Origin of the sequence: Pseudomonas duriflava, from assembly GCF_007830155.1 — a bacterium.
In the GTDB taxonomy this organism is placed as follows: Bacteria; Pseudomonadota; Gammaproteobacteria; order Pseudomonadales; family Pseudomonadaceae; genus Chryseomonas; species Chryseomonas duriflava.
On record NZ_VLKY01000006.1, the window covers coordinates 206,084 to 231,861 of the forward strand.

The window sequence follows — 25,778 nt, forward strand, 5'->3', positions numbered from 1 at the left end:
GCAAGAGATGAGCGAACTCGATTTAAGTACGGATGAGCAGCGCGTCAGCTATGGTATCGGACGCCAGCTAGGCGATCAGCTACGGCAGAATCCTGTACCGGGTATGTCTTTGGAGGCCGTCCTGGCGGGCCTGTCGGAAGCCTATGCAGAGCAGCCCAGTCGTGTATCGGTAGAAGCACTCAACGAAAGCTTCAAGGCTATTCGCGAGCGCATGCAGGCTGAGGCACAGGCCAGGGCTGTCATGGCTGCCGAGGCGGGGGCTGCCTTCCTGTTGGAAAATGCTAAACGTGAAGAAGTTGTTCTGCTACCGTCCGGCCTGCAGTACGAGGTTCTGGTCGAAGGGCAGGGGGAAAAACCCAGCCGTCAGAGTCATGTCCGTACCCACTACCATGGCACACTAGTCGATGGCACTGTTTTTGACAGTTCCTACGAGCGTGGACAGCCTGCCGAGTTTCCAGTCGGAGGTGTCATTGCCGGTTGGATCGAGGCATTGCAACTTATGGGTGTTGGTAGCAAATGGCGCCTTTACGTCCCGAGCGAGTTGGCTTATGGCGCTCAGTCTGTCGGAAATATCCCGCCGCATAGCGCTTTGATCTTTGATGTTGAACTTTTGGAAATTCTTTAAGTAAAAGGTGAGTTGGCATTAAGCCGACTCACCTCCAAAGGGGCTCCTTAACTTCCGGGCGTAGAGCGCGGGCATAACAGAAAAGGAATAACTGGCGTATTTGTTCCTTTTGTCGGGTTGGCTCGAATGTACTAAGGCTTTGTACATCCAATTCTCCCAACTCGAGCAGTTCTTCAATGGCATCCTCTTCTAATGCAACGCAAACCTGTCCTGTTTCGCGATTCAAAATGCGCAGGTAAGGATGTGGGCGGTCAAGCCAGGCATTGATCAAGTACGTCATGGTTTCATCTCCTATAGCGAATCTTTAATGAGAATAATTCCTATTGTTGATTATGCAAAGAGAAACCGAATTTTTTCTTGAAAAAGCCAAGCCGTGCCCATTTTGTAACGAGGCATTAAAAAGCCCGACAGATAGTCGTCGGGCTTTTTAATCGGAGCGAAAGAAAATTAGTGCGTACGGGCTACAGCAAACTGGCTAAGCTCGATTAGAGCATCCCGATACACATTAGCTGGCAGCTCATCCAGGCAGGCAATAGCCTTCTCGGCATATTCACGTGCCAGCCGAGCGGTGTAGTCTAGTGCACCAGCCTCTTCAACGGCCTTGCAGACACGCTCCAGATCTTGGCTGCCCCCTTGCTGAATGGCTTTACGCACCAAGGTTGCCTGTTCTTCAGTACCTTCTCGCATTGTGACGATCAGCGGTAGCGTAGGCTTGCCTTCAGCGAGATCATCACCCACATTCTTGCCCAGCGTTGCTGCATCACCGCGGTAATCGAGTAGGTCGTCTACCAATTGGAAGGCAATGCCCAGATAGTCACCGAACCGGCGAAGCGTTTCAGTTTGTTGGCTAGGGGCTCCGCACAAAGCCGCTGCGCTGTGGGTCGAGGCCTCGAACAGCATGGCCGTCTTGCCGCGGATGACCTCCATATAAATCTCCTCGGTTGTGCTAGCGTCGCGAACCTTGGAGAGTTGCAAGACTTCTCCTTCGGCAATAACTCGGGTCGCCTGCGAAATGATACGCATGACTTCCATTGAGCCCAACTCAACCATCATCTCAAAGGACCGGGCATAGAGAAAGTCACCGACCAGTACACTAGGGGCGTTACCCCATAGTGCGTTGGCCGTAGAGCGGCCGCGACGTAGACCAGAAGCATCGACCACGTCGTCGTGCAGCAGCGTCGAGGTATGCAGAAATTCGATCGTGGCAGCCAGTAGGCGCGTCGGGTAATCGCTGTGGCCAAGTGCATTTCCAGTCAACAAGACCAAGAGCGGGCGTAAGCGTTTGCCTCCAGCCGATACGATGTAATCTCCTATTTTTTCGACCAGGGGTACGCGGGAAGTGAGTTGTCGGCGAATGATGTCATCGACTGCAGCGAAGTCATCCGCTACCACGCGATAAAAGGCCTGGGGTTGCGTCATGTGGGGCGTGTCCAAGTGCGGTGCGTTGTTACAGCACAGTGCGCCGGGGGCGGAGCGCTAGGCGCGTTACCTGCCGGGGCTCCATTAGGGTTGCGCGGCATGCTAGGGGTGGGGGTGGGGACTGTCAAGGTAGAGTGTCAGGGTGCTTGCTACGTAATGTAAGGTTGCGTAGAATCACGGGCCCTGAAATTCCCAAGGGTTAACCCCCTGTCTTACGCAATTGCATAGGCGTCTATCCACCTCATGCAGCCATGCCGGCCACTGATTATTCCTATAAAGCGCCGGGTGAGCAGGTTAAACGGAGATATTCCATGTACGCAGTAATCGTTACCGGTGGCAAGCAGCATAAAGTCACCGAAGGTGAATTCCTGAAAGTCGAGAAACTCGACATCGCTACTGGCGAGAGCGTGACCTTTGATCGCGTTCTGCTGGTAGGCAATGGCGACGACGTCAAGATCGGTCTGCCGGTTGTCGAAGGTGCCAAGGTGACTGCTGAGGTGGTTGCTCAGGGTCGTCACGACAAGGTCAGCATCATCAAATTCCGTCGTCGTAAGCACCACATGAAGCGTCAGGGCCACCGTCAGTGGTTCACTGAAATCAAAATCACCGGCATTCAGGCCTGATTGCCCTTTCGGAGAATTGACTCATGGCACACAAAAAAGCTGGCGGTTCCACCCGCAACGGTCGCGACTCAGAATCTAAACGCCTTGGCGTGAAGCTGTTCGGCGGCCAGGCTGTTAAAGCAGGCAACATTATCGTGCGTCAGCGCGGTACTCAGTTCCACCCCGGTTACGGTGTTGGTCTGGGCAAGGATCATACGCTGTTCGCTAAAGTCGACGGCGTGATCAAGTTCGAAGTGAAGGGTGCTTTTGGCCGTCGCTACGTAAGCGTCGTTGCTGCCTAAGCGCGAGCTCACCGAAAAAGCCCTGTCTAGCGACGGGGCTTTTTTGTTTCTGTATTCTATTCTTTCCAGTTATTTTCAGTCGGCCCGCTCCGGCGGGAGGTTTTAATGAAATTCGTCGACGAAGTTTCCATTCATGTACAAGCCGGTGATGGCGGTAATGGCATGATGAGTTTCCGCCGGGAAAAGTTCATCGAGAAAGGTGGGCCGAACGGTGGTGATGGGGGTGATGGCGGGTCCGTGTGGCTCGAAGCCAACGTTAACCTGAACACCTTGGTTGATTATCGTTACACGCGGCGCTTCCAGGCTCAGCGTGGCGAAAATGGCGGCAGTACGGATTGTACAGGTGCCAAGGGTGAAGACTTGGTATTACAGGTGCCGGTGGGTACTACCGTGATCGATGCCAATACCCAGGAAGTCATTGGTGACCTGACGCAGCCCGGGCAGCGCCTGCGTGTAGCGCAGGGTGGCTGGCATGGCTTGGGTAATACGCGTTTTAAATCCAGTACTAATCGTGCGCCACGGCAGACGACCAAGGGAAAGCCGGGCGAAGCGCGTGATTTAAAGCTTGAGCTTAAGGTATTGGCTGATGTTGGTTTGTTGGGGTTGCCTAACGCTGGCAAGAGCACTTTCATTCGAGCTGTCTCGGCTGCCAAGCCCAAGGTGGCGGACTATCCATTTACTACTCTTGTGCCTAATTTGGGTGTGGTCAGTGTGGGGCGCTTGAAAAGCTTTGTCGTGGCTGACATTCCTGGTTTGATTGAGGGTGCCGCCGAAGGGGCTGGTTTGGGTATCCGCTTCCTCAAGCACTTGGCTCGGACGCGTCTGCTGCTGCATCTGGTCGATATGGCCCCGCTCGATGAAAGTGATCCAGCGGATGCGGCGGAAACTATTCTGAATGAGCTGGGCAAGTTCAGCCCTGCCTTGCTTGAGCGGGATCGTTGGTTGGTGCTGAACAAGGTCGATCAGATCATTGATGAGGAAGAGCAGGAGGCTCGGGTCAAGGCCGTGGTTGAACGGCTTGAGTGGAAGGGGCCGGTTTATGTCATTTCGGCACTTGAGCGCAATGGCACCGAGGCTCTGTGTCAAGACATCATGCGTTATCTGGATGAGCGCGCCCTGCGGATAGCTGAAGATCAGGCCTTTGCTGAGGCTGTACAGGCGCTTGATCAGCAGATTGAAGATGAAGCGCGTGCGCGCTTGCAGGCGTTGGACGATGCGCGAGCCCTGCGTCGTGCAGGGGTCAAGAGTGTCGATGATGTCGACGAAGACGACTTCGATGAAGATGATGAAGATGATGGAGAGGGACCCGAGATTATCTATGTCAGATAAAGAGCTTTCGGTGCGGGAGCGCGTTACGCGCTCCGAGCGCTGGGTGGTCAAGATCGGTAGTGCTTTGCTGACAGATGACGGTCGCTGTCTGGATAGTGGCTCGATGGCGAGTTGGGTCGAGCAGATGGTGGCGCTGCACTGTGCGGGTGTAGAGCTGGTTCTGGTGTCCTCTGGTGCTGTAGCGGCAGGCATGAGTCGTTTAGGGTGGGTAAGTCGCCCTAGTGCTATCCATGAGCTTCAGGCAGCTGCGGCTGTAGGGCAGATGGGGTTAGTGCAAGCATGGGAGTCCAGTTTCGCCAAGCATGGAATGCAAACGGCTCAGGTGCTGCTGACTCATGACGACTTATCTGATCGCAAGCGCTACCTGAATGCGCGAAGTACGTTGCGTACATTGGTAGAGCTAGGTGTGGTTCCTGTTATCAATGAAAACGACACGGTTGTAACGGATGAAATTCGTTTTGGTGATAACGACACGCTGGCCGCTTTGGTAGCGAACTTGGTTGAGGCTGATGTTCTCGTCATCCTGACAGACAGGGATGGTATGTTCGAGGCGGATCCGCGGATAAATCCGGATGCTGCGCTTATTAGTGAGGCGCGTGCTGACGATCCGCGTCTTGATGCGGTAGCTGGCGGCTCGGCAGGTGCGCTAGGGCGCGGCGGTATGCAGACCAAGTTGCGGGCGGCTCGTCTGGCTGCACGCTCCGGTGCGTGTACGGTTATTGTAGGCGGGCGTATCGAGCGCGTTCTGGGGCGTCTGCGCGCAGGTGAAAGGCTGGGAACAATGCTTTCGCCGGAACGAGGTTTGTTTGCTGCTCGAAAGCAGTGGTTGGCGGGGCACTTGCAAATGCGTGGTGCTCTAATGCTGGATGAGGGTGCGGTAAAAGCGCTGGTATCTGATCATAAGAGCTTGCTGCCTGTAGGGGTGCGGTCGGTAGAGGGTAATTTCCGCCGAGGGGAGATGGTGGCGTGTGTAGATCCACACGGAAATGAAGTCGCGCGTGGTTTGGTGAATTACAGTGCGGCAGAGGCGCAAAAGATTATCGGTCAGTCGTCGGATGCAATTGGCCGGCTGTTAGGGTATGTCTACGAGCCTGAGCTGGTGCATCGAGATAATCTTGTGTTGGTATGATCGTCATCGGGAGTGACGGTAATTTAGGCTGTGTGCTTCATGGCCTAATTTGGCCTCAAATAAGAGGTAATAAAAAACCGGCGCAAGCCGGTTTTTTATATTGCTAAGCGAAGCCTTAAGCAGCTGCAGCTTGGCTCATAGCCTTGATGTGGGCATTCAGGCGGCCTTTGTGACGAGCAGCCTTGTTCTTGTGAATGATGCCCTTGTCGGCCATGCGATCAATCACAGGAACAGCTGCTGTGTAAGCAGCTTGTGCTTTTTCAAGATCCTTGGCGTCGATCGCCTTGACTACGTTCTTGATATAAGTACGAACCATCGAACGCAGGCTGGCATTGTGGCTGCGACGCTTCTCAGCCTGTTTGGCGCGTTTTTTGGCGGAAGGTGTGTTTGCCACCGTCGAGCTCCTCGAAAAACTTGGGGGTATCACGCAAATAAGGCCGCGAATCATGCCGATCAGTTTGGTTCTTGTCAAGACGGAAAGGATAGCCGGATCGTAATGAGGCATACCGCAGGATTTCAGGCGTGCTTTATCGTTCCGAGCGTCCTACACTCGCGCCTCGTTTGATATGGCGCTCGGCCTTTAAAACGTCAGCCTTCTAATGAACGGTCATCCGGACGACGGAATTCCTATTGCATGAATCTGCTTAAATCACTAGCCGCTGTGAGCTCGATGACTCTTGTCTCGCGCGTGCTGGGCTTTATTCGAGACACTATTATCGCGCGTATCTTTGGGGCCGGTATGGTGACCGATGCCTTTTTTGTGGCGTTCAAGCTACCAAACCTGCTGCGGCGTATTTTTGCTGAAGGAGCCTTTTCCCAGGCCTTTGTACCTATTCTGGCGGAATACAAGAGTAAGCAGGGCGACGAGGCAACACGGGTTTTTATTGCCTATGTGTCAGGCCTGCTGACGCTGGTATTGGCCGTAGTTACAGTGCTGGGCATGCTGGCTGCTCCTTGGATTATATGGATCACTGCGCCGGGCTTTACGGACACGCCTGAAAAGTACGAACTGACTACTGCGCTACTTCGTGTCACATTTCCGTACATTCTGCTGATTTCGCTGTCATCGCTAGCCGGGGCAGTTCTTAATACGTGGAATCGCTTCTCAGTGCCGGCATTCGTGCCGACGTTATTGAACCTCAGCATGATCTTTTTTGCTGTATTCCTGACGCCTTATTTTCATCCCCCTATCATGGTGTTGGGGTGGGCTGTACTGGCAGGGGGGCTTTTACAGTTTCTTTATCAGCTACCCCATCTCAAGCGCATCGGCATGTTAGTCCTGCCGCGCCTGAACCTTCGTGACAGTGGTGTGTGGCGTGTGCTTAGGCAAATGGTGCCAGCTATCGTCGGAGTGTCCGTCAGTCAGATTTCGCTAATTATCAATACGATCTTTGCTTCCTTTCTAGCGGCAGGTTCGGTTTCTTGGATGTATTACGCGGATCGTTTGATGGAGTTGCCCTCGGGTGTGCTGGGAGTTGCCATAGGTACGATTCTCTTGCCAGCCCTGGCCAAGACTCATGCGCAGAATGACAGGTATGAATATTCCCGGCTCATGGATTGGGGATTAAGGCTGTGTTTTTTGCTAGTGCTTCCATGTGCATTGGCGTTGGCTATCCTGTCGGAACCCTTGACGGTCGCGCTATTTCAGTATGGAAAATTTACGGCACATGATGCCCAGATGACCCAGCACGCCCTGATTGCCTATTCAATAGGGTTGATTGGAATCATTCTGGTAAAAGTATTAGCGCCGGGCTTTTATGCGCGTCAGAACATCAAAACGCCTGTTCGAATTGCAATGTTTACTTTGGTCATGACGCAGGCGATGAACCTAGCCTTCATTTATCCGCTGAAACACGTTGGGCTAGCGTTGTCCATCGGGTTGGCCGCTTGTTTGAATGCCGGGCTGCTTTATTGGCAGCTTCGAAAGCATAAATTGTTTGAGCCGCAGCCGGGCTGGGGCAGCTTCTTGTTTAAGCTGGTTATAGCAGTAGGGGTAATGTCTTCTGTATTGCTGGCGTGTATGCAAGTTATGCCAGATTGGAGTGTGGGGGATATGCCGATGCGGTTTCTACGCTTAGGTGCAGTCGTTGCGGCAGGTCTGGTAGCTTATTTCGGAACACTAGCGCTGTTTGGCTTTAGAGTCAGGCACTTTACCAAGAGGGCTTTAACCTGACGGCTGGACATATCTTGGACGCTTCTTGGCATGCGCTGCCTGTTGTCTGGCGCGATGCGTGCGTATAATCAATGAATTTGTAGACAGAACGCTTGCTATGCAGCTGGTTCGAGGCCTTCATAATCTCAGCTCCCTTCCTCAAGGGTGCGTTGCCACCATTGGTAACTTCGACGGTATACATCGTGGGCATCAGGCTATCTTGGCACGCCTGCATGAGCGTGCCGTAGAATTGAACGCGCCCAGCTGCGTCGTGATCTTCGAACCTCAGCCGCGTGAATACTTTTCTCCCGAGTCGGCTCCGGTCCGCCTGACACGCTTGCGTGAGAAACTTGAACTTCTAGCACAGGCTGGTGTGGATCGTGTCTTGTGCCTGACTTTTAATCGCCGTTTACGTGAGTTGTCAGCGCAAGCCTTTATCGATCAGGTGCTTATCCAAGGGTTAAAGGTCAAACACCTGGAAATAGGCGACGACTTTCGCTTCGGTTGTGATCGGGCAGGGGATTTCGAGGCACTTGTTAGGTCGGGACAGTCGAACGGCTTCACGGTAGAGGCGGCTGCAACCGTAGAGCTGGATGGTTTTCGAATCAGCAGTACGCGTGTCCGTGAGGCGCTGGCAGTAGGTGATCTGGTTTTGGCCGAGCGTATGCTGGGGCGCCCTTATTCGTTGTCAGGGCGTGTTCTTCATGGACAAAAGCTGGCTCGTCAGTTGGGGTGTCCTACTGCGAATGTTCAGCTCAAGCGGCGTTTACCTCCTCTTCGGGGGGTTTATTTGGTAAAAGTTGATGTAGAAGGCTGCCTCCATACCGGCATCGCAAATATAGGGCTTCGTCCTACTGTAAAAGGTGATGGGCGCCCCCATTTGGAAGTACATCTTTTAGATTTTGCTGGCGACCTCTATGGTCGTCACTTGATCGTAAGTTTCCATCGAAAGCTGCGCGACGAGCAGCGTTTCGCCTCTCTGGAGGCATTAAAGGCAGCGATTGATGCGGACGTCGCTGCCGCCCGAGCTTATTGGCTGGGCCAACCGCTTGATGAGATCTAAAGAGCCCGAGATGACCGATTACAAAGCCACGCTTAACCTTCCCGCGACTGATTTTCCCATGAAAGCCGGCTTGCCACAGCGCGAGCCGCAAACATTGAAGTTCTGGAATGAAATAGGTCTTTACCAAAAGCTGCGCGAGATTGGTCAAGGGCGTCCACAGTTTATTCTTCATGATGGCCCGCCCTATGCGAATGGCAATATTCACATCGGCCATGCTGTCAACAAGGTTATTAAGGACATCATTGTCCGTTCCAAAACCCTGGCAGGGTACGATGCCCCTTACATTCCTGGTTGGGATTGTCATGGGTTGCCCATCGAGCATAAGGTCGAAATCACTCACGGTAAAAACCTGCCAGCGGACAAGACGCGCGAGCTGTGCCGCGCCTATGCAGCCGAGCAAATCGAAGGTCAAAAAGCAGACTTTATTCGTCTAGGGGTGCTGGGCGACTGGGACAATCCTTATAAGACTATGGATTTTGCCAACGAGGCTGGAGAGATTCGTGCGTTGGCTGAAATGGTTCGTAAGGGCTTTGTCTTCAAGGGACTCAAGCCGGTCAATTGGTGCTTCGATTGCGGCTCGGCTCTGGCTGAAGCTGAAGTTGAGTATGCCGACAAGAAATCGCCAACGATCGATGTAGCATTCCCGGTTGCCTCTGCTGACAAGCTCGCTTCCGCTTTTGGTCTGGACAGCCTGCCGAAAGTTGCCTATGCAGTGATCTGGACGACTACTCCTTGGACCATACCGGCTAACCAGGCACTTAACGTGCATCCGGAGTTTACTTATGCTCTGGTAGATGTCGGCGATAAGCTGCTGGTTCTTGCAGAAGAGCTTGTTGAAAGCTGCCTCCAGCGTTATGGGTTAGAAGGACAGGTCATCGGCACGACGTCCGGCGCTGCGCTTGAGCTTGTAGAGTTCAAACATCCTTTTTATGAGCGTTGCTCGCCCGTCTATCTGGCAGACTATGTTGAATTAGGCGCCGGTACAGGGATCGTCCACTCAGCGCCTGCCTATGGTGAAGATGACTTCCATAGCTGCAAGCGCTATGGAATGAGCAATGACGACATTCTCAGCCCGGTTCAAAGCAATGGCGTGTATGTCGATTCGCTGCCGTACTTTGGCGGACAGTTCATTTGGAAGGCTAACCCGGCCATTGTTGAAAAGCTCAATGAAGTAGGGTGCCTGTTGGCAAGCGAAACCATTACACATAGCTACATGCATTGCTGGCGGCACAAGACCCCCTTGATCTACCGTGCCACGGCACAATGGTTTGTTGGTATGGATAAGCAACCGGTAGAAGGCCCAACCCTGCGTGAGCGTGCCTTGACCGGTATCGATCAAACACAATTTGTTCCTGCCTGGGGACAGGCGCGCCTGCATGGCATGATTGCAGGTCGTCCGGACTGGTGTATCTCGCGTCAGCGCACCTGGGGCGTACCGATTCCTTTCTTCCTGCACCGTGAAACCGGCGAACTGCATCCCCGTACGGTCGAGCTGATGGAAGAAGTCGCCCAGCGTGTGGAAAAAGCTGGGATTGAAGCTTGGTTCAGCCTGGATGCTACCGAGTTGCTCGGCGAAGAAGCAGCACACTATGAAAAAATTGCCGACACACTGGACGTTTGGTTTGACTCGGGTACCACACACTGGCATGTATTGCGTGGCTCGCATCCTATTGGTCATCAGCAAGGACCAGTAGCAGATCTATATCTGGAAGGCTCTGACCAACATCGTGGTTGGTTCCATTCCTCTCTGCTCACTGGTTGCGCAATTGATGAGCATCCACCTTATAAAGGTCTGTTGACTCATGGCTTCACAGTCGATGAGAACGGCCGCAAGATGTCTAAGTCTCTGGGCAATGTGATTGCACCTCAACAAGTCACTGACAGTTTGGGTGCTGATATTCTGCGCCTGTGGGTTTCTGCCACTGATTATTCAGGTGAAATGGCCGTTTCTCAGCAGATTCTGCAGCGTACTGCTGATTCGTATCGTCGAATTCGTAATACCGCGCGTTTCTTGCTCTCCAACCTAAACGGCTTTGATCCTAAGCACCATTTGTTGCCGGCTGACGAGATGATGGCGTTGGATCGGTGGGCTGTGGACCGTGCTCTGTTGCTACAAGGTGAGCTGGAGGAAGCCTACGCGGAGTATCGCTTCTGGAACGTCTACCAGAAAGTGCATAACTTCTGCGTACATGAACTGGGTGGTTTCTACCTCGATATCATCAAGGATCGACAGTACACCACTGGCACTGACAGTCGGGCTCGACGTTCCTGCCAAACGGCGATGTATCATATTGCCGAAGCGCTGGTGCGTTGGATCGCGCCGATCCTGGCCTTTACAGCTGAAGAAATATGGCAATACCTGCCGGGTGAGCGCAACGAATCCGTCATGCTGAATACCTGGTATGACCAGCTGGCTGAACTGCCTGCCGGTACCGAGCTCGACCGAGCGTTCTGGGACCAAGTCATGGCGGTCAAGGCAGCTGTCAATAAGGAGCTGGAGAACCAGCGTAACGCCAAAACCATTGGCGGTAACCTACAAGCTGAAATCACGCTGTATGCCGAAGGTGAATTACTCCAGATCTTGACCAAGCTAGGTGAAGACTTGCGTTTTGTGCTGATTACTTCCCGTGTTGACGTGGCGGCTATGAGCGAGGCGCCTGCTGAGGCAGTGGAAAGCGAAGCACCTAAATTCAAAATGCTGGTGCGCAAGTCGTCTCATGATAAATGTGCCCGCTGCTGGCATCACCGGGAAGACGTAGGTATTGATCCTGCACATCCAGACATTTGCGGCCGCTGCGTCAGCAATGTCTTTGGTCAGGGTGAGGTCCGTCGTTATGCCTGAGGCAGGCAGTTTGGGCCGTCTGGCCTGGGTGTGGCTGAGCGTGGCGGTGGCCATTCTTGACCAGTTGAGCAAGGTTTATTTCGAAAAGCAGCTTGATTTATACCAGCGCATCGAAGTCATTCCTGGCCTGTTCAGTTGGACGTTGGCCTATAACACTGGCGCTGCATTCAGCTTTCTGGCGGATCACTCCGGCTGGCAGCGCTGGCTGTTTGCCGTGATTGCCGTAGTAGTAAGTGTAGTGTTAGTGGTATGGCTAAAACGACTGGGACGAGACGAAACATGGATGGCAGTTGCGCTGGCCCTTATTCTGGGCGGCGCCATTGGCAACTTGTATGATCGTATTGTGCTGGGGCATGTAGTCGACTTCGTGCTGGTTCACTGGCAGGATCGGTGGTTTTTCCCAGCCTTTAATCTGGCAGACAGCGCGATTACTGTAGGAGCGATCATGCTGGCGTTGGATATGTTCCGCACCAAGAAGACTGGAGAGGCTCATGCCTGAATTGACAATCGGTCCGGATACACGCGTTACGCTGCATTTTGCGATCAAACTGGAAAACGGCGATATCGTCGATACGACGTTTGACAAGGCGCCTGCTGCATTCAGGGTAGGTGATGGCAATCTCCTGCCAGGCTTCGAGCAGGCCTTATTTGGTCTGCCGGAGGGTGCCAAGACCAGTTTGACCATCCTCCCTGAACAAGGGTTTGGCCAGCCCAATCCGCAAAATCTACAGACCATGCCGCGTGAAAACTTTGAGAGCATGGATTTGTCGACAGGGCTTTTGATTATTTTTACTGACGCGGCAGGCGGCGAGATGCCAGGGGTCGTCAAAACCTTTGACGAACAAAACGTCGTTATCGATTTCAATCATCCGCTGGCGGGGCGTACCCTGACCTTTGATGTAGAAATCATTGCTATCGAGCCTGTCGTCTCTCACTGAGCCTTGAACGAAAGGCTCAGCCTCAAAGGAAACCCCTCATGCAGATCAAGCTCGCTAATCCCCGCGGCTTCTGTGCCGGCGTCGACCGTGCCATCGATATTGTCAACCGAGCACTGGATGTGTTTGGACCTCCGATTTATGTGCGGCATGAGGTTGTGCACAATAAATTTGTTGTAGAAAACCTGCGTGCCCGCGGGGCGGTTTTCGTAGAAGAGCTCGATCAGGTGCCTGATGATGTCATTGTAATCTTCAGTGCTCATGGCGTGTCGCAGGCAGTACGCAAGGAAGCTGAAAATCGTGGTCTTAAGATTTTCGATGCTACCTGCCCGCTAGTTACGAAGGTGCACATGGAGGTTGCTAAATACAGCCGGGATGGCCGTGAATGTATCCTTATCGGTCACCAGGGTCATCCTGAGGTCGAAGGTACCATGGGGCAGTACGATGCCAGCAAAGGCGGCGCTATCTATCTTGTCGAGGATGAGAAGGATGTACAGAGCCTTGAAGTCCAGAATCCGGAATCACTGGCTTTTGTAACCCAGACGACGCTTTCTATGGATGACACCAGTAAAGTTATCGATGCCTTGCGTGCCAGGTTTCCTAACATTGGCGGGCCGCGCAAAGATGATATCTGCTATGCCACTCAAAACCGACAAGATGCGGTTAAAACCTTGGCAAGCGAATGCGAGGTGGTCCTGGTAGTCGGCAGCCCTAATAGCTCTAATTCCAATCGTCTTCGTGAGCTGTCCGAGCGAATGGGAACTCCTGCCTATCTTATTGACGGCGCTGAAGATCTTAAGCAGGAATGGTTCAGTGGGGTGGGGCGTATCGGTATTACAGCTGGCGCCTCGGCACCTGAAGTCTTGGTGCGAGGCGTAATTGACCAGCTGAAAGCTTGGGGAGCAAATGAGGAGGTCGAGCTGGAAGGGCGGCCAGAAAACATTACGTTTTCGATGCCAAAAGAGCTCAGGGTCACTCCAGTATAATTATCGGAAGTATCATGGGGTTCTATAAATTACAGGGTTGCATGACCCTTTTTAAGGTAGCTCGACCAGCATTATTTATTGTTAATCTAATTGCTTGCCTCCCGCCTTGTCGGCATACGGTTAGTGTGCCTATCTGATAACCCCCATTTAATAACGTTGCACGCCCATCCGGTGTGAAGCGGATATAACGGCTAACTGGTGCGTTTCCAGTTAGCTGAATCGCTTTGGGTAGCGCTGGAAAAACCCGGAAGACTTTTTCTCCATCGTCATAATGACCATTCTGGCTACTATCTTCATAAAGCAGCCAGCCATCCCGCCATGCTCCGTTTAACCTGCTTAAGGTCAAACTTTTCCCTTTGGTAATAGCTTCTCCGCGCGCTAGCGATAGGCTTCGCTGCATTATAAGTGCGCTGTCTTCTAATTGCTGTGTAGCCAGGAGATGTGAGAAGCCTGGAACCGCAACTAATAGAAGAATGCTGCCTACCGCTAAAGTGAGAAGCAGTTCAACCAAAGTAAAACCAAGTAAAAAGTGCATGGCTTCCTTGCCTTGTGACGGATTAAGCAGAAGGGGTTCCGGCTATCGCTGTTTCTATCACGGCCATCCATTGGCTAATGATGAGGTTAAGCGGCCTGCATAATAATCCGTAAAGGAAAGGCTTAAGGGAGGTTTCGATGCGATCAGTGAGAGGATTCACGCTTGTAGAGTTGTTGGTGACCATCGCTGTGTTAGCCATCATTCTTGCGATTGCAGTACCTAATTTCAGTACATTGATTCGTCAGAATAGGGCACAGACACAGATCAATCTCTTGGTGAATGCTCTTAATCTTGCTCGCAGCGAAGCTATTACTCGAGGCACTACTGTGCATGTCAGTTCTCTGAATGGCGGTAATTGGCGGCAGGGCTGGCGTGTGTGGATAGACATAAATAATGACGGGGTCGTTGCGAACGGCAAGTTGCTGAGAGCTTTTCCAGCCTTAGAGGGCGCCAATACTCTGACTTCTGCTGTTACTCAGGTCGTCTTTGATAGCCACGGGAGACTGAGTGGCGCTGTAGCAGGTACCAACGTGGAGTTCGCTTATAACGTAGGAACTGGTTTCTGCAAGTATGAGCGCATCATTACGATCAATGCTGTGGGACGCACGGCTGTAAGGCCTAAGGAATGCAACTGATGATACGACGTCATCGAGCCAGTCAGGGCTTTGGGCTAATTGAAGTGCTTGTTTCTTTATTTGTACTAGGGATTGGCATATTAGGAATGGCTGGATTGCAATTAAATGCAATGAAGCTGAACCAGATTGCTGCCGTGCGCTCTCAAGCCAATTTTCTTGCCTACGATATGGCCGACCGCATGCGTGCTAATACCGTTGCGGCACAATCAGGAGCTTACTCCACTTCGATCTCAAGTGGGGCGCCATCAGGGACGTCAATTGCTGAACAAGATCTGGCTCAGTGGAAAAATGCCTTGGCCAGCCAATTGCCTTCAGGGGCTGGAGCAGTTTCTTTAACCAATAACATAGTACGTATCACTGTACAGTGGGACGAGTCAAAAGTAGGTGGGGCTTCGACACAGCAGTATGTATTTGAAACAAGGCTGTGCGAGGAAAACTGCTAGTGATTAAGCTAACTAAATTAAAGAGGAACAAAGGATTTGGTCTTGTCGAGTTAATGATAGGACTTGTTTTGAGCTTAGTTATAGGCGCTGCAGTTGTTCAGTTATTTTTAAGTAGCAAAACTACATATCGTGTCCAAGATGCCATGGCCCGAATTCAAGAAAACGGCCGTTTCGCGGTTGGTTTTCTCGCTAGGGATATACGTATGGCTGGTTACATGGGATGTGGAAATATTGATCAAATCTCTATAAATGTTATTGCTGAACCCCCTCCGATCGATGCAGCTAATCCTCTTGGGCAAATAGTAAGCGGCTCTAATAACGTACCTGCGAGTAATAATTTTAATGCTTTGGCAGGGACGGACATTATTACTCTACGCCGCGCCTCCAGCGCTGGTACAAAACTAGTTGGCAATATGTCTACAGACAACGCTAACATTCAAATTGAAGATAATAGTTTAGGGCTGATATCAGGTGATACTTTGTTTTTATCTGACTGTACTTCGGCTGATATTTTTAGAGCTACTAATGTATCGTCGAGTGGGAAAAAAGTCACAATTGCCCATGCAAGTAATATGAATAGCGATAATAAGCTTAGTAAGGCCTATGGCAGTGATGCAGAACTTATGGCATTTGAGGCTATTACGTATTTTATTCGTGATACTGGAAGAAAAACCTCTTCAGGTGACCCTATTCGAGCATTGTGGGTGCAGCGACAGTTCGCTAATCGCAGTGATGCTAGTGCGGCGGCAGCTGAACTAGTAGAGGGTGTAGAAAATATGCAGATTGAATATGGCATGGAAGGAGAAAACGTTATGGTTACTGCTGATGCAGTAACCGATTGGTCAAAAGTGGCCCGTGTTCGCTTTAGTCTTTTATTACAAAGTCTCGAAGGCAATATCACGCCTAAAACAGGATCTAATGTACAAAATTTGGTTTATGACGGGCAACCTGTTGAGGCTGACGGTCGCTTACGACAAGTCTTCGGTACAATGGTCGCAATAAGGAACCGGGTCCGATGATTTTTCTAAAAAAAAATCTTAGATGTAGGCAGGAACAGCAGGGATCAGCGCTAATTATCAGCTTGGTTTTCCTTCTTTTGCTCACAATGATTGGCGTCACTTCGATACAGGACTCCACATTGCAAGAACGCATGGCCGGTAATGAGCGCGACCGAAATTTGGCATTTCAAGCTGCAGAAGCTGCCTTACGTGCAGGTGAAGAATTCTTACGCGAGGGGTCGCCTGTTTTTACCGCGAGTGGCTCAAAAGGGCTACTTAGCCCTGATTATAGTGGTGTGTCACCAGTTGAAGACGGTTATCAATGGGACGCTCATTCGCAAGTATTTTCAGGGGAATTAGCTGGCTTACAGGCTAAGCCTCGCTACGTAATTGAGTGGATAACCTCATCGGTTATTAAGTCCTCTGACACTGTGGAGGTCGAGAATAGTAACTTTTACCGCATTACTGCTCGGGCAGTAGGTGGTTCTGGGGAATCAGTCGTGTTGTTACAAGCAACCTATAAGCGTTAAGGGAAAAAGATGTATAACCTGAAGGCTATTCTCATAGGGGTTGCTCTCGGCCTATATGTATCAGTTCCGGCGTACGCTCTGCAGAGTTTCCCTAATCAACCGTTGTCGTTGTCTTCAGTTGTCTCGCCTAATGTAATTCTATTGGTGGATAACTCAGGCAGTATGGCGAATATTATTCAGCCTGAATCCGTGGCTAGTAGTAATTATTCAGCAGTTGCTTATAGGTATGGAAATAGTTACGCCATTGCATCATTAACCGACGGAAATATCTCTTTGTCTCAAATTGGTGCCGATGGTTGTTCTACGGGCTACAAGGCGCTATGGGCAATAAATACAGCAAAAAATCAAGTGCAGGAAAGGCGCTGCTATAAGTTTCCTGACCCTCTAGGGGAAGGGAAGACCCGGTATACGGGAAAGTATTTAGCTTATATATATAATGTTTTTAATGGGTCTAGCAATAATCTTTTGTTAGAGCCTGATTCGCGAGTGCCTAAAACATATCGAATGGCTGTGGCAAAAGAATCAGCAAAAGAAATTGCTGCTTCTAATCGGTCAATGCGTATCGGGTTGGCAACTTTCAATAAACCAAGCAGCTCCGACCCTGGCCCAGGCGGGAGCATTTTAAGAGACATTAAGGATTTAACTGTAACTGCAGGCGTTAGCCAGTCTCAGGCCGACCAAAATTTTAATAATTTAGTTTCTAGTATTGATGGTCTTGCAGCAGAGGCCAATACACCACTTGCTGAAACATATTATGAAGTTACTCGCTACTTCCGTGGCCTTAGTCGATTTCAAGGGCTGGGCACTGGCGATTATGTAAGCCCTGTACAGTACCGCTGTCAGCGTAATTTTGGTGTTGTAGTTACTGACGGTTTGCCTACCCATGACCGTAGTTTCCCTACTAATGACCCGCATCGAGATAATTCAGAAGTCACAGGAAGTAATAATTTACCGGATTGGGATGGTCTCAAGACTGCTTTTGGTGAGCCTTTTTCCGACGGATATGCACCTGAGTCAGGCAGTGCTAACGGTGAGGGGGACACTCTTTATTTAGATGATATTGCCAAGTTTGCTTTTGATATAGATTTAAAGTCTGCTGGGGAAGATAGCGCAGGAAAAAGCTACAATGATTTAAGCTTCCAAAAGCAGAATATAAGAACGTACACAATTGGTTTTACTGTAGATAACCAGATGCTACTGGATGCGGCTAAGTACGGAGCTGGAGAATATTATACTGCGTCGGATGCTAGTAGTTTAAGCTCGGCGTTGAATTCTGCTTTGCAGTCAATTCGTCAGCAAATAAGTTCCGCTTCTGCAATTGCGTCTAACTCTACAAGAATACAAAATGATACGTTGATCTATCAGGCTAGATATAATACTACTGATTGGACGGGGGAGGTGATCGCCTATGATGTTCATGAGGACGGTACTGTTGGTGAGATAGTTTGGCGAACATCAAGTGAAGGAAAAATTCCTGAGCCTGATAGCCGGAAGATATTTACTTTTAATGGGTCTGTGGGAAAAGCATTTACTTGGGGTAATTTAACTTCAGAGCAAAAAGCTAGCTTAAATAACTCTGAGAATAGCCTGAAGTGGTTACGCGGTAGCAATATAAGTGGAATGCGAGTTCGCAATGAAATATTGGGAGATATTGTTAATTCAGACCCGATTTTCGTAGGGCAGCAGAACAATGGATATATAGTACCTAATACCGATGTAGCTAATGAGCCCGCTGATACTTATTGGAGTTATGTAACAGATAAAAAAGGGCTTACACCTCTGGTTATTGTAGGTGCGAATGATGGAATGGTTCATGCCTTTAATGGTGGTACAGGAAAGGAAGAGTTCGCCTATGTACCTGCTAGCCTCTTTAAAAATCGTACTACCTCCCCAGGGGCTACTCCCGGCTTAAGCGCTTTAACCGAGCCTGATTATCCTCACCACTTCTATGCTGACGGCTCGTTTGGGTTGGGTGACGTTTATATTGGGTCCGCTTGGAAAACGTACATGGCTGGCGGCTTAGGAGCGGGCGGTCGTGGTGTCTTCGCTTTAAATGTTACTGATCGGGAAAATTTTTCTGAAGATGATGTACTTTGGGAAATAACGGCCCCTGATGCTACAGCTACTACTAACAACGGCAGTAGTGATTGGAATGAGATGGGACATGTTTTTGGTGAGCCTATTATTGCGCGCACTCAGAATGATGATTGGGTAACCTTATTTCCTAATGGTTATGCTAGCAATACAGGTAAGGCTGCTTTATATGTTGTTAATGCTTCTAATGGATCTCTAATAAAGAAAATTGTTGTAAGTGATCCTGATAATAGCAGTTTAAATAATGGGCTTTCTGCTATAACGGCATTTTTTGATTCGAATCGGCGTATAACTTATGTGTACGCAGGGGATATACTGGGTAATTTATGGAAGTTTGACCTAGCCAGCGATAAGGAGAATAGCTGGAAAAGCCAGCTGTTATTCAAGGCGCGTAAAGATGGTGTTCGTCAGCCTATTACAGGTAAGGTGCGTGTGGCCGCGCATCCGTCAGGCGGTAATATAGTAGTATTTGGTACAGGGAAGTTTTTAGAAACTTCAGATAAAACTGATTATTCTGTGCAATCTCTTTACGGAATATGGGATCAAAATAAAAACACTCCTGTTTCGGCAAGTGATCTGGTTCAGCAAACAATTTCTGAAAAGACGTATGAGGGCAAGCAGTACCGCATTGTTTCTAACAATACGGTGGACTGGAAAAACAAGTCAGGCTGGTATGTGGACCTGAAAGTTGGGAACTCTACCGCTGGAGAGCGTGTAGTCAATGCTGCACAGACTGGAGGGGATAGGGTGCTGTTCACAACGTTTACCCCGTTGTCAGACCCTTGCCTTTCTGGCGGAGAGAGCTGGACTATGGCTCTAAATATATATACTGGTGGTAGTTTGGATTACTCTGCGTTTGATTTAAATAATGATCGCTATTTCAATCATGCCGACATGCTTACCTGTGATGGCGGCCAGTGTTATGCGAGCGGCTTCAAGCTTGAAGATGGAACATTGAAATCGCCAGGTACGCTTTTTAGTGATGGATTCGATTCACTCTATAACTCGGATTTAAGTGGAGGAGTAGAGCAGTTTGAAGCGAGCGGTACAGGCAGTAAACCAGGCAGGATGTCATGGCGACAAATTCGATAAAAAAAGCCTATGGCTTTACTCTCATAGAGTTAATGATTTCGGTAGCAATTGTAGGAATATTGGCGGCTATTGCTTACCCAAGTTATCAAGAGCATGTAAATCGTAGTAAGCGTGCCGAGGCTAAGGTTGCGCTCTTAGAAGCTGCCCAGGCACTTGAGAGGTATTATTCAATAAATAGTCGTTATACAGATTCAGAAAATAATCTGGCTAACGTGTTTGAAAGTAATGTGCCAGCGACAGGTGTAGCCAATTACACAATTGCTCCTGTCGGAACGCCTACAGCGACAGCCTATGTATTACAAGCGAAAAGAAATGGCAGCATGCGTAACGACGCTTGCGGTGACTTTGAGATCAGCCAAGCTGGTGTGCGCTCATTGGCTGAGGGAACCCATACAAAAACGCTTTCGGAATGCTGGTAGCGCTATAATCGAATGCTCTTAGCTTATCGGTCGAGGCATGTCGTGTCCGTTATCATTGTAGGTGCTGGTGTCATTGGTTTGTTATCGGCCCTTAACCTCAGTAGATATATGGATGAGGTAGTCCTCATAGAGCGAGATGAAACGGGGCGTGAAGCATCTTGGGCAGGAGGTGGTATTGTTTCACCTCTTTACCCCTGGCGTTACACTGCTGAAGTAACAGCACTGGCTCATTGGTCTCAGGATTTTTATCCTGCCTTTGGTAAGACATTATTAGAGTTAACAGGGCTCGATCCGCAAGTTCATACTACAGGTCTTTACTGGCTTGACCTGGAGGATGAGGCACAGGCTCTTGAGTGGGCAAAAGCTGCTGAGCGGCCATTGTTTTCGGTGCCTATTGACCATGTTTATAGAAGCGTACCTCCGTTAGGGCCTGGTTTTGAGCGCGCTCTTTATATGGAAGATGTGGCCAATGTTCGTAATCCTCGTTTAGTCAAAGCTTTGCGTGCCGCGCTACAAACTAAATCAAACGTGCGCATTGTCGAGCGCTGTGCAATTAAAGAAGTCCTTTGTAAGCAAGGCTGTATTCAAGGAGTGAAAACGGAGCAGGAAACCTTCTATAGCGGGCAAGTAGTAATAACCGCAGGTGCATGGAGTGGAGAACTGCTTGAGACACTTGGACTTAAATTGCCCGTCGAGCCCGTAAAAGGGCAAATGATTTTATACAAGTGCAACGAAGACTTTTTGCCAAGCATCGTGATGGCTAAGGGACGCTATGCCATTCCACGTAAAGACGGCCATATTTTGGTAGGTAGTACTTTAGAGCATGCCGGTTTTGACAAAACGCCTACTGCTGAAGCACTTAAAAGTTTAAAAGCGTCAGCCATAGAGTTGTTACCAGCTCTAGCTAATGCCGAAGTGGTTAAGCATTGGGCTGGATTGCGCCCAGGGTCGCCTAAAGGAGTCCCTTTTATTGGGCCAGTTCCTGGATTTAAAGGGCTATGGTTAAACTGTGGGCACTATCGTAATGGTCTGGTTTTGGCGCCCGCTTCTTGTCAGCTACTAACAGATTTAATGACAGGGCAAAGACCGATCATCGATCCTGCCCCTTATCTGCCGGAGACACGTTTATAGTGTTTTTGACTGACTGGCTCAGTCTATTCCCAGTTTCTTTAGGCGATAACGCATCGAGCGGAACGATAACCCTAATCGCTCCGCTGCGGCGGTGCGGTTCCAGCGGGTTTCTTCTAGCGCTTGCATGATGAGCTTGCGTTCAATTTCCTCAAGATAATCCTCAAGATTGTCAATCGTGGCAAGGTTGGCGTCGCCGTTCCCATTCGATTGACCTGTATCCGCTAAGCGTAAATCGCTGGGTTTGATCTGGTTATCTTCGCATAGGGTATAGGCCCGTTCGAGCATGTTTTCCAGCTCACGTACATTACCCGGAAAGCGATAGCTCTTGAGCTTGGCTAAGGCCTCATCGGTAAGGTGTGCAGGGTCTTGTTGGGATTCACTGGCAAGCCGCTTCAGCACAACGTTGCAAAGCTCGGCAATGTCCTCGCGGCGCTCACGCAGTGGCGGGACACGTAGTTCAATAACATTGAGGCGATAAAAGAGGTCTTGGCGGAAGCGGTTAGCCGCAACTTCGGCGGCCAAGTCCTTGTGCGTCGCGCTCAGGATGCGAACATCCAAGGCAATTTCCTGTTGCCCGCCTACAGGGCGTACGGCTTTTTCCTGGATAGCACGCAGTAGCTTCACCTGCATGGCCAGGGGGAGGTCGGCCACTTCGTCGAGAAACAGCGTGCCACCTTGTGCCGCCTGGAAAAGCCCCTGCTTGTCTTCGATAGCACCTGTAAAACTTCCTTTCTTATGCCCAAAAAACTCGCTTTCCATTAGCTCTGTAGGGATGGCACCGCAGTTAACAGGAATGAAAGGACGATCCGCACGCGGTCCCTGTTGATGGATGAGTCGGGCTACTAGCTCCTTTCCGCTCCCCGACTCGCCGCTGATGTATACCGGTGCCTGGCTACGGGCTAGCTTACTGATCTGTGAGCGCAAGGTGCGCATGGGTGGGGAGTCGCCCAGTAAGCGGTGGTCTGCCGGCTTGGCAGCCGTTTGAGGAACGGTACTGAGGCGCAGCGCGGTGGTAACAAGCTCCCTTAGGCGCGGTAAGTCTACAGGTTTGGTAAGGTAATCGAAGGCGCCGGCTTTCAACGCCTGGATAGCCGTATCCAGGCTGCCAAAGGCCGTGATCATGGCAACTGGCGTGGTTGGATACTGTTGCTGGATGTGCTGCACCAGCTCTATCCCTGACCCATCGGGTAAGCGCATATCCGTTAGGCACAAATCAAAAGATTCCCGTCCGAGAATATCCCGGGCTTCCTTGACGTTACGGGCGCTATGCGTATCAAGCTTCATGCGCCCTAAGGTAATTTCGAGGAGTTCTCGGATATCGGGTTCATCATCAATGATTAGGACTTTCTGTCGGTTCATGCTCAACTCAATTTGCGCGGGTGGGCAAAAGTGATACGGAAACAGCCACCCTGTTTCTGCGGACGGTAGTCTAGGAGGGCTTGGTTGCTTTCGCATAACTCTCGGGAAATATAGAGTCCAAGTCCAGTGCCTTTGCTTTCAGTCGTGAAGAAAGGTTCGAAAAGATTCTGAATTTGCTCTTCCGGTACTCCTGGACCGTCATCGGTTATATCGAGTACAGGAAGATCACTTTCTGGGTCGCGGAAGAGGTCCAGCCAAACCTGGCCTTTACCGTGGACTTTAGCGCTATGACGCAAACCGTTCTGCACCAAGTTCGTCATAACCTGCGTCAGCTGGCTAGGATCCATTCGGGTCTGCAAGGTACCTGGCGTGGTTTGTATGTGTATAAATTGGTCGGCTCGTAAAGAGGGACGAAGCTCGCCAGCGAAGCGGTGTACCCAGTATTTCAAGTCAAGCAACTGAGGCTCGGCCTGCCGACGTCGAGACAACTGCAGCACATTCTCAATAATGATGTTCATGCGCCGTGATTGGTCTTGGATAATCTGTGTTAAGCGCTGATCGGATTTATCCAGCGTGTCTGACTCCTGAAGAAGCTGAGCCGCATGGCTAATGGCGCCTAGAGGATTACGGATTTCATGAGCGATCCCGGCAGTAAGCCGCCCGAGCGAGACCAGTTTGAGCTGTTGGGCCTGCTGAGCGATACGGGAAATATTTTCCAGAAAGATGAGCAGGTGCTGCTCGCCGCTGCGCTGAATGGGCACAAAGCTGGGTTGAATGAGCGGGCCCTCGCCAAAGGCTTGTATGGGCGTTGGCCGTAGCGTTCGGTTGCGGTCCCACTGTTGGAGGCGCTCCATAAGCTCTGGGCAATGCGACTCTATATCCTCATGAACCAACTCGGTCTGGCCTAACAATTCAAGCGAGGCCGGATTGGCCAGCAAAACCTTGTGGCTGGCGTTCAGCACAATAATTCCCGTCCGCATACGATCCAGAATCAATGCGTTGAGCGTTTCAAGATCCGCTACGACAGTGGCGCGCTCCTCGGCCAGCGTCTGGCTTTTCATGAGTCTTCCAACAAGACTCTGGACCAGGAACGCGGCGGCGAAACACAGTGCGCCCAGCCCACCTGCTTGAACATACTGAGTACTTCCATTTGGAAATAGCAGCGTTCGGTAAAAGGTGGCGTAAATCAGCACCAGGGTTGCCAGAGCGGCCAAGAGAATGCCTATACGGCCGCGCAGCAAAATGTTAGCGATTGAAACGGTAATGATGACGAGGTTGCCGATCCCACTAGAGGTTCCGCCTGCGCAGTACATCAAGTACGAAAGCAGCAGCACGTCGAATAAGGCAAGTAGGAAAACATGATTCTGCTTGCGAAGCGGAGGCAAAAACGCCGCGAGCACGTTACAGCCTAGATAAGCCCAGCTTACATGGAAAAAATGGCCGTTCTCGTTAACATTGAGTAAGTTGGCGTCAAGATTAGTCGTTGTCAGCAAAAAAAAGATCAGGCCGACAATGATTCGATAATAGTGATAGAGCCTTAATATGCGGCCATCCTGCAGGGTAGGCAGTAGTAAGTCACTGGTCACGAGTCAGGCTTTTCTCCAGATGATCGTTGCAGCAATACCAGTGATTGCCATGCGATAGCGCTTTATCTTGAGGGACATGGACGCGGCAGAAGTGACAGCGAACCATGGTATGAGTCTGTAGAGTTCGGGAGCGCTTAGAGCGCTGCCGCTTGGATCGTGCCACTCTGCGCCATAGCCAGATAATGGCCAGAATCAAGGCTATCCAGAATAATAAACGAAACAAACCCATGATCGTCTCTAATTAGGCGGGAGGGAACAGTTTAGCCAACCTCGCATAGGACGCACAGATTTATGCTGTGATGGCCGAAGAGGGAGTGACATTTCTATTGAGGTGAAAGCTAAAGCTTCCGGTTATGTCAGTAGATATATCGCTATAAAAAGCAAAGGAGGCCTAGGCCTCCTTTGCTCTAACAGATTCATTCAGTCAAATAATCCAAACGTTAGCCGACTAAACCAGGAGCGCTTGGGCGTGTCGCTGGGTGTAGTAGCTTCAGAGTGGTTTTCAGGCAGTAATTCTGGCGGAATCTCACGCTTGGCCTCTTCGTATTGACGCTCGATATCCTGAGAGGCTCGAGTTTGGCCGGGCGGTAGTGGCTCATTCGGCCGGTCGATAAGGCCAAGGGTTGCACGGGCAAGCCAAGAGCGATCATCTTCAGAGCGTTGCTTGGGCACGAATGTACCATTGTCCAGGCTGGGATTGTCTGGATAGTTCATTTTCAGTGTTTCGAGGCTAGTGGCTGCCAGATCATTCAATCCCATGTGCTGATAGGCCTCGACCATGATGGCAAGGCCATCGCCTACAGCGGGTGTGCCCTGGAAGTTTTCCACGACATAGCGTCCACGGTTGGCGGCTGCGACGTAAGCCTTACGCAACATGTAATAGTCGGCCACGTGAATCTCATAGGCTGCCAGCAGGTTGCGCAGGTATGTCATGCGGGCCTTGGCGTCAGGAGCGTAGGAACTGTTCGGGAAGCGGCTGGTGAATTGAGCAAAATCGTTAAAGGAATCGCGCGCTGCTCCAGGATCTCGCTTGGTCAGATCCAGCGGGAGGAAGCGGGCCAGCAGGCTGCGATCCTGTTCGAACGACGCGACACCTTTCATGTAGTACGCATAGTCGACATTGGGATGTTGCGGGTGTAGACGAATAAAGCGGTCGGCAGCAGTGCGGGCGGCCTCGGGTTCGCCATTCTTGTAATTTGCGTAGATAAGCTCGAGTTGAGACTGTTCAGCGTAGCGACCAAACGGATAACGCGACTCCAATGCGCGCAGCTTGCTGACCGCCTGGTTATAGTTGTTGTTATTCAAATCTTCCTGGGCTTGCCGGTACAGATCGGTTTCGCTCAGGTTCTCCGCTACTTCAGGCGTGTTTGAGGAACAGGCAGCGGTAAGGGCTAGGCTGGCGATCAGCAGCAGGTGCTTCAATTGCATGGCGGCTTTGCGTTCCCTGAGACGGTCGGCTGACGGAGCCGGAACCGTCCTGTTATGATGAACATCCGGCATGTATGACATGCCAGGGCAAAAAGTTTCCGTATTTAACCACAGCGTGTAGCCGAAACCAAAAGCTACACTGCC

General features: G+C 50.7%; 26 protein-coding genes. 18 read left to right on the forward strand and 8 right to left on the reverse strand.

The genetic code is table 11. The annotated features are described in order from the left end of the window. Nucleotides 1-7: 7 nt before the first annotated feature. Nucleotides 8-625, forward strand: a complete 618-nt coding sequence (bamJ, locus tag IQ22_RS10635) for a BamJ family beta-barrel-assembly machinery protein (RefSeq protein ID WP_145141541.1) — start codon at nt 8-10, stop codon at nt 623-625. 28 nt (nt 626-653) lie between these two features. On the opposite strand, the gene IQ22_RS10640 is transcribed toward bamJ, so the two are convergent. Beyond that, complete coding sequence (locus IQ22_RS10640; protein WP_145141543.1) at nt 654-905, reverse strand: PA4570 family protein; 252 nt, start codon at nt 903-905, stop codon at nt 654-656. A gap of 167 nt (nt 906-1,072) precedes the next feature. Next, the gene (locus IQ22_RS10645; RefSeq protein WP_145141545.1) at nt 1,073-2,044 is read right to left on the reverse strand and encodes a polyprenyl synthetase family protein; all 972 of its coding nucleotides are present in this window, start codon (nt 2,042-2,044) and stop codon (nt 1,073-1,075) included. Between the two features lie 311 nt (nt 2,045-2,355). On the opposite strand from IQ22_RS10645, the gene rplU reads away from it, so the two are divergent. The 4 genes from rplU to proB all read left to right on the forward strand — a co-directional run bounded on the left by rplU (nt 2,356) and on the right by proB (nt 5,406). Further along, a complete protein-coding gene (gene rplU / locus IQ22_RS10650) occupies nt 2,356-2,667 on the forward strand; it encodes a 50S ribosomal protein L21 (RefSeq protein WP_145141547.1) in 312 nt (103 codons plus the stop codon). A gap of 23 nt (nt 2,668-2,690) precedes the next feature. Continuing rightward, nucleotides 2,691-2,948, forward strand: coding sequence for a 50S ribosomal protein L27 (gene rpmA, locus IQ22_RS10655; RefSeq protein WP_145141549.1), 258 nt, complete (start codon nt 2,691-2,693; stop codon nt 2,946-2,948). A 105-nt stretch (nt 2,949-3,053) separates the two neighbouring features. Further along, nucleotides 3,054-4,277, forward strand: coding sequence for an Obg family GTPase CgtA (cgtA, locus tag IQ22_RS10660; protein ID WP_145141551.1), 1,224 nt, complete (start codon nt 3,054-3,056; stop codon nt 4,275-4,277). Then, nucleotides 4,267-5,406, forward strand: a complete 1,140-nt coding sequence (proB, locus tag IQ22_RS10665; protein ID WP_425298855.1) for a glutamate 5-kinase — start codon at nt 4,267-4,269, stop codon at nt 5,404-5,406. The genes cgtA and proB overlap by 11 nt, the downstream gene beginning before the upstream one ends. Before the next feature lie 115 nt (nt 5,407-5,521). Here the strand turns inward: proB and rpsT are convergent, their stop codons facing one another. Further along, nucleotides 5,522-5,800, reverse strand: a complete 279-nt coding sequence (gene rpsT, locus IQ22_RS10670; RefSeq protein ID WP_145141737.1) for a 30S ribosomal protein S20 — start codon at nt 5,798-5,800, stop codon at nt 5,522-5,524. Nucleotides 5,801-6,040: 240 nt separating this feature from the next. On the opposite strand from rpsT, the gene murJ reads away from it, so the two are divergent. The 6 genes from murJ to ispH all read left to right on the forward strand — a co-directional run bounded on the left by murJ (nt 6,041) and on the right by ispH (nt 13,384). Continuing rightward, a complete protein-coding gene (murJ, locus tag IQ22_RS10675) occupies nt 6,041-7,579 on the forward strand; it encodes a murein biosynthesis integral membrane protein MurJ (RefSeq protein ID WP_145141553.1) in 1,539 nt (512 codons plus the stop codon). Between the two features lie 97 nt (nt 7,580-7,676). Continuing rightward, nucleotides 7,677-8,621: a bifunctional riboflavin kinase/FAD synthetase gene (ribF, locus tag IQ22_RS10680; RefSeq protein ID WP_145141739.1), complete on the forward strand. Its 945-nt coding sequence runs from the start codon at nt 7,677-7,679 to the stop codon at nt 8,619-8,621. A 10-nt stretch (nt 8,622-8,631) separates the two neighbouring features. Continuing rightward, complete coding sequence (gene ileS, locus IQ22_RS10685; protein WP_145141555.1) at nt 8,632-11,463, forward strand: isoleucine--tRNA ligase; 2,832 nt, start codon at nt 8,632-8,634, stop codon at nt 11,461-11,463. Continuing rightward, nucleotides 11,456-11,962, forward strand: coding sequence for a signal peptidase II (gene lspA / locus IQ22_RS10690; RefSeq protein ID WP_145141557.1), 507 nt, complete (start codon nt 11,456-11,458; stop codon nt 11,960-11,962). Before ileS ends, lspA begins: the two co-directional genes overlap by 8 nt. After that, a complete protein-coding gene (fkpB, locus tag IQ22_RS10695) occupies nt 11,955-12,401 on the forward strand; it encodes an FKBP-type peptidyl-prolyl cis-trans isomerase (RefSeq protein ID WP_145141559.1) in 447 nt (148 codons plus the stop codon). The genes lspA and fkpB overlap by 8 nt, the downstream gene beginning before the upstream one ends. Before the next feature lie 38 nt (nt 12,402-12,439). Continuing rightward, nucleotides 12,440-13,384 (forward strand): 4-hydroxy-3-methylbut-2-enyl diphosphate reductase, encoded by a 945-nt coding sequence (gene ispH / locus IQ22_RS10700; RefSeq protein WP_145141561.1) that lies wholly within the window; start codon nt 12,440-12,442, stop codon nt 13,382-13,384. 22 nt (nt 13,385-13,406) lie between these two features. On the opposite strand, the gene IQ22_RS10705 is transcribed toward ispH, so the two are convergent. Next, nucleotides 13,407-13,919, reverse strand: coding sequence for a GspH/FimT family pseudopilin (locus tag IQ22_RS10705; protein ID WP_145141563.1), 513 nt, complete (start codon nt 13,917-13,919; stop codon nt 13,407-13,409). 137 nt (nt 13,920-14,056) lie between these two features. Here IQ22_RS10705 and IQ22_RS10710 point away from each other — a divergent pair, with 137 nt between their 5' ends. The 7 genes from IQ22_RS10710 to thiO all read left to right on the forward strand — a co-directional run bounded on the left by IQ22_RS10710 (nt 14,057) and on the right by thiO (nt 21,261). Then, nucleotides 14,057-14,554: a GspH/FimT family pseudopilin gene (locus IQ22_RS10710; protein WP_145141565.1), complete on the forward strand. Its 498-nt coding sequence runs from the start codon at nt 14,057-14,059 to the stop codon at nt 14,552-14,554. Further along, nucleotides 14,545-14,997, forward strand: coding sequence for a type IV pilus modification protein PilV (pilV, locus tag IQ22_RS10715; RefSeq protein WP_244309083.1), 453 nt, complete (start codon nt 14,545-14,547; stop codon nt 14,995-14,997). Before IQ22_RS10710 ends, pilV begins: the two co-directional genes overlap by 10 nt. Further along, a complete protein-coding gene (locus IQ22_RS10720; RefSeq protein ID WP_158635425.1) occupies nt 14,997-16,016 on the forward strand; it encodes a PilW family protein in 1,020 nt (339 codons plus the stop codon). The genes pilV and IQ22_RS10720 overlap by 1 nt, the downstream gene beginning before the upstream one ends. Further along, on the forward strand, nt 16,013-16,525 hold the full coding sequence (locus tag IQ22_RS10725; RefSeq protein ID WP_145141569.1) for a pilus assembly PilX family protein: 513 nt from the start codon (nt 16,013-16,015) through the stop codon (nt 16,523-16,525). Before IQ22_RS10720 ends, IQ22_RS10725 begins: the two co-directional genes overlap by 4 nt. 162 nt (nt 16,526-16,687) lie before the next feature. Continuing rightward, entirely contained in the window at nt 16,688-19,711 is a 3,024-nt protein-coding gene (locus IQ22_RS10730; RefSeq protein ID WP_244309085.1) for a pilus assembly protein, read from the forward strand. Then, nucleotides 19,693-20,130, forward strand: coding sequence for a type IV pilin protein (locus tag IQ22_RS23835; RefSeq protein WP_145141573.1), 438 nt, complete (start codon nt 19,693-19,695; stop codon nt 20,128-20,130). Before IQ22_RS10730 ends, IQ22_RS23835 begins: the two co-directional genes overlap by 19 nt. A 12-nt stretch (nt 20,131-20,142) precedes the next feature. Next, a complete protein-coding gene (gene thiO / locus IQ22_RS10740) occupies nt 20,143-21,261 on the forward strand; it encodes a glycine oxidase ThiO (protein WP_145141575.1) in 1,119 nt (372 codons plus the stop codon). An 18-nt stretch (nt 21,262-21,279) separates the two neighbouring features. Here the strand turns inward: thiO and IQ22_RS10745 are convergent, their stop codons facing one another. From IQ22_RS10745 to IQ22_RS10760, 4 genes are all read right to left on the reverse strand, one after another. Continuing rightward, the gene (locus IQ22_RS10745) at nt 21,280-22,620 is read right to left on the reverse strand and encodes a sigma-54-dependent transcriptional regulator (protein ID WP_145141577.1); all 1,341 of its coding nucleotides are present in this window, start codon (nt 22,618-22,620) and stop codon (nt 21,280-21,282) included. A 2-nt stretch (nt 22,621-22,622) separates the two neighbouring features. Further along, nucleotides 22,623-24,206 carry a two-component system sensor histidine kinase NtrB gene (locus IQ22_RS10750; RefSeq protein WP_145141579.1) on the reverse strand — a complete coding sequence of 528 codons (1,584 nt, stop codon included), beginning with the start codon at nt 24,204-24,206 and terminating at the stop codon, nt 22,623-22,625. Beyond that, nucleotides 24,196-24,435, reverse strand: a complete 240-nt coding sequence (locus IQ22_RS10755; RefSeq protein WP_145141581.1) for a PP0621 family protein — start codon at nt 24,433-24,435, stop codon at nt 24,196-24,198. The genes IQ22_RS10750 and IQ22_RS10755 overlap by 11 nt, the downstream gene beginning before the upstream one ends. 191 nt (nt 24,436-24,626) lie before the next feature. Then, nucleotides 24,627-25,634, reverse strand: coding sequence for an outer membrane protein assembly factor BamD (locus tag IQ22_RS10760; RefSeq protein ID WP_145141583.1), 1,008 nt, complete (start codon nt 25,632-25,634; stop codon nt 24,627-24,629). Nucleotides 25,635-25,778 lie beyond the last annotated feature (144 nt).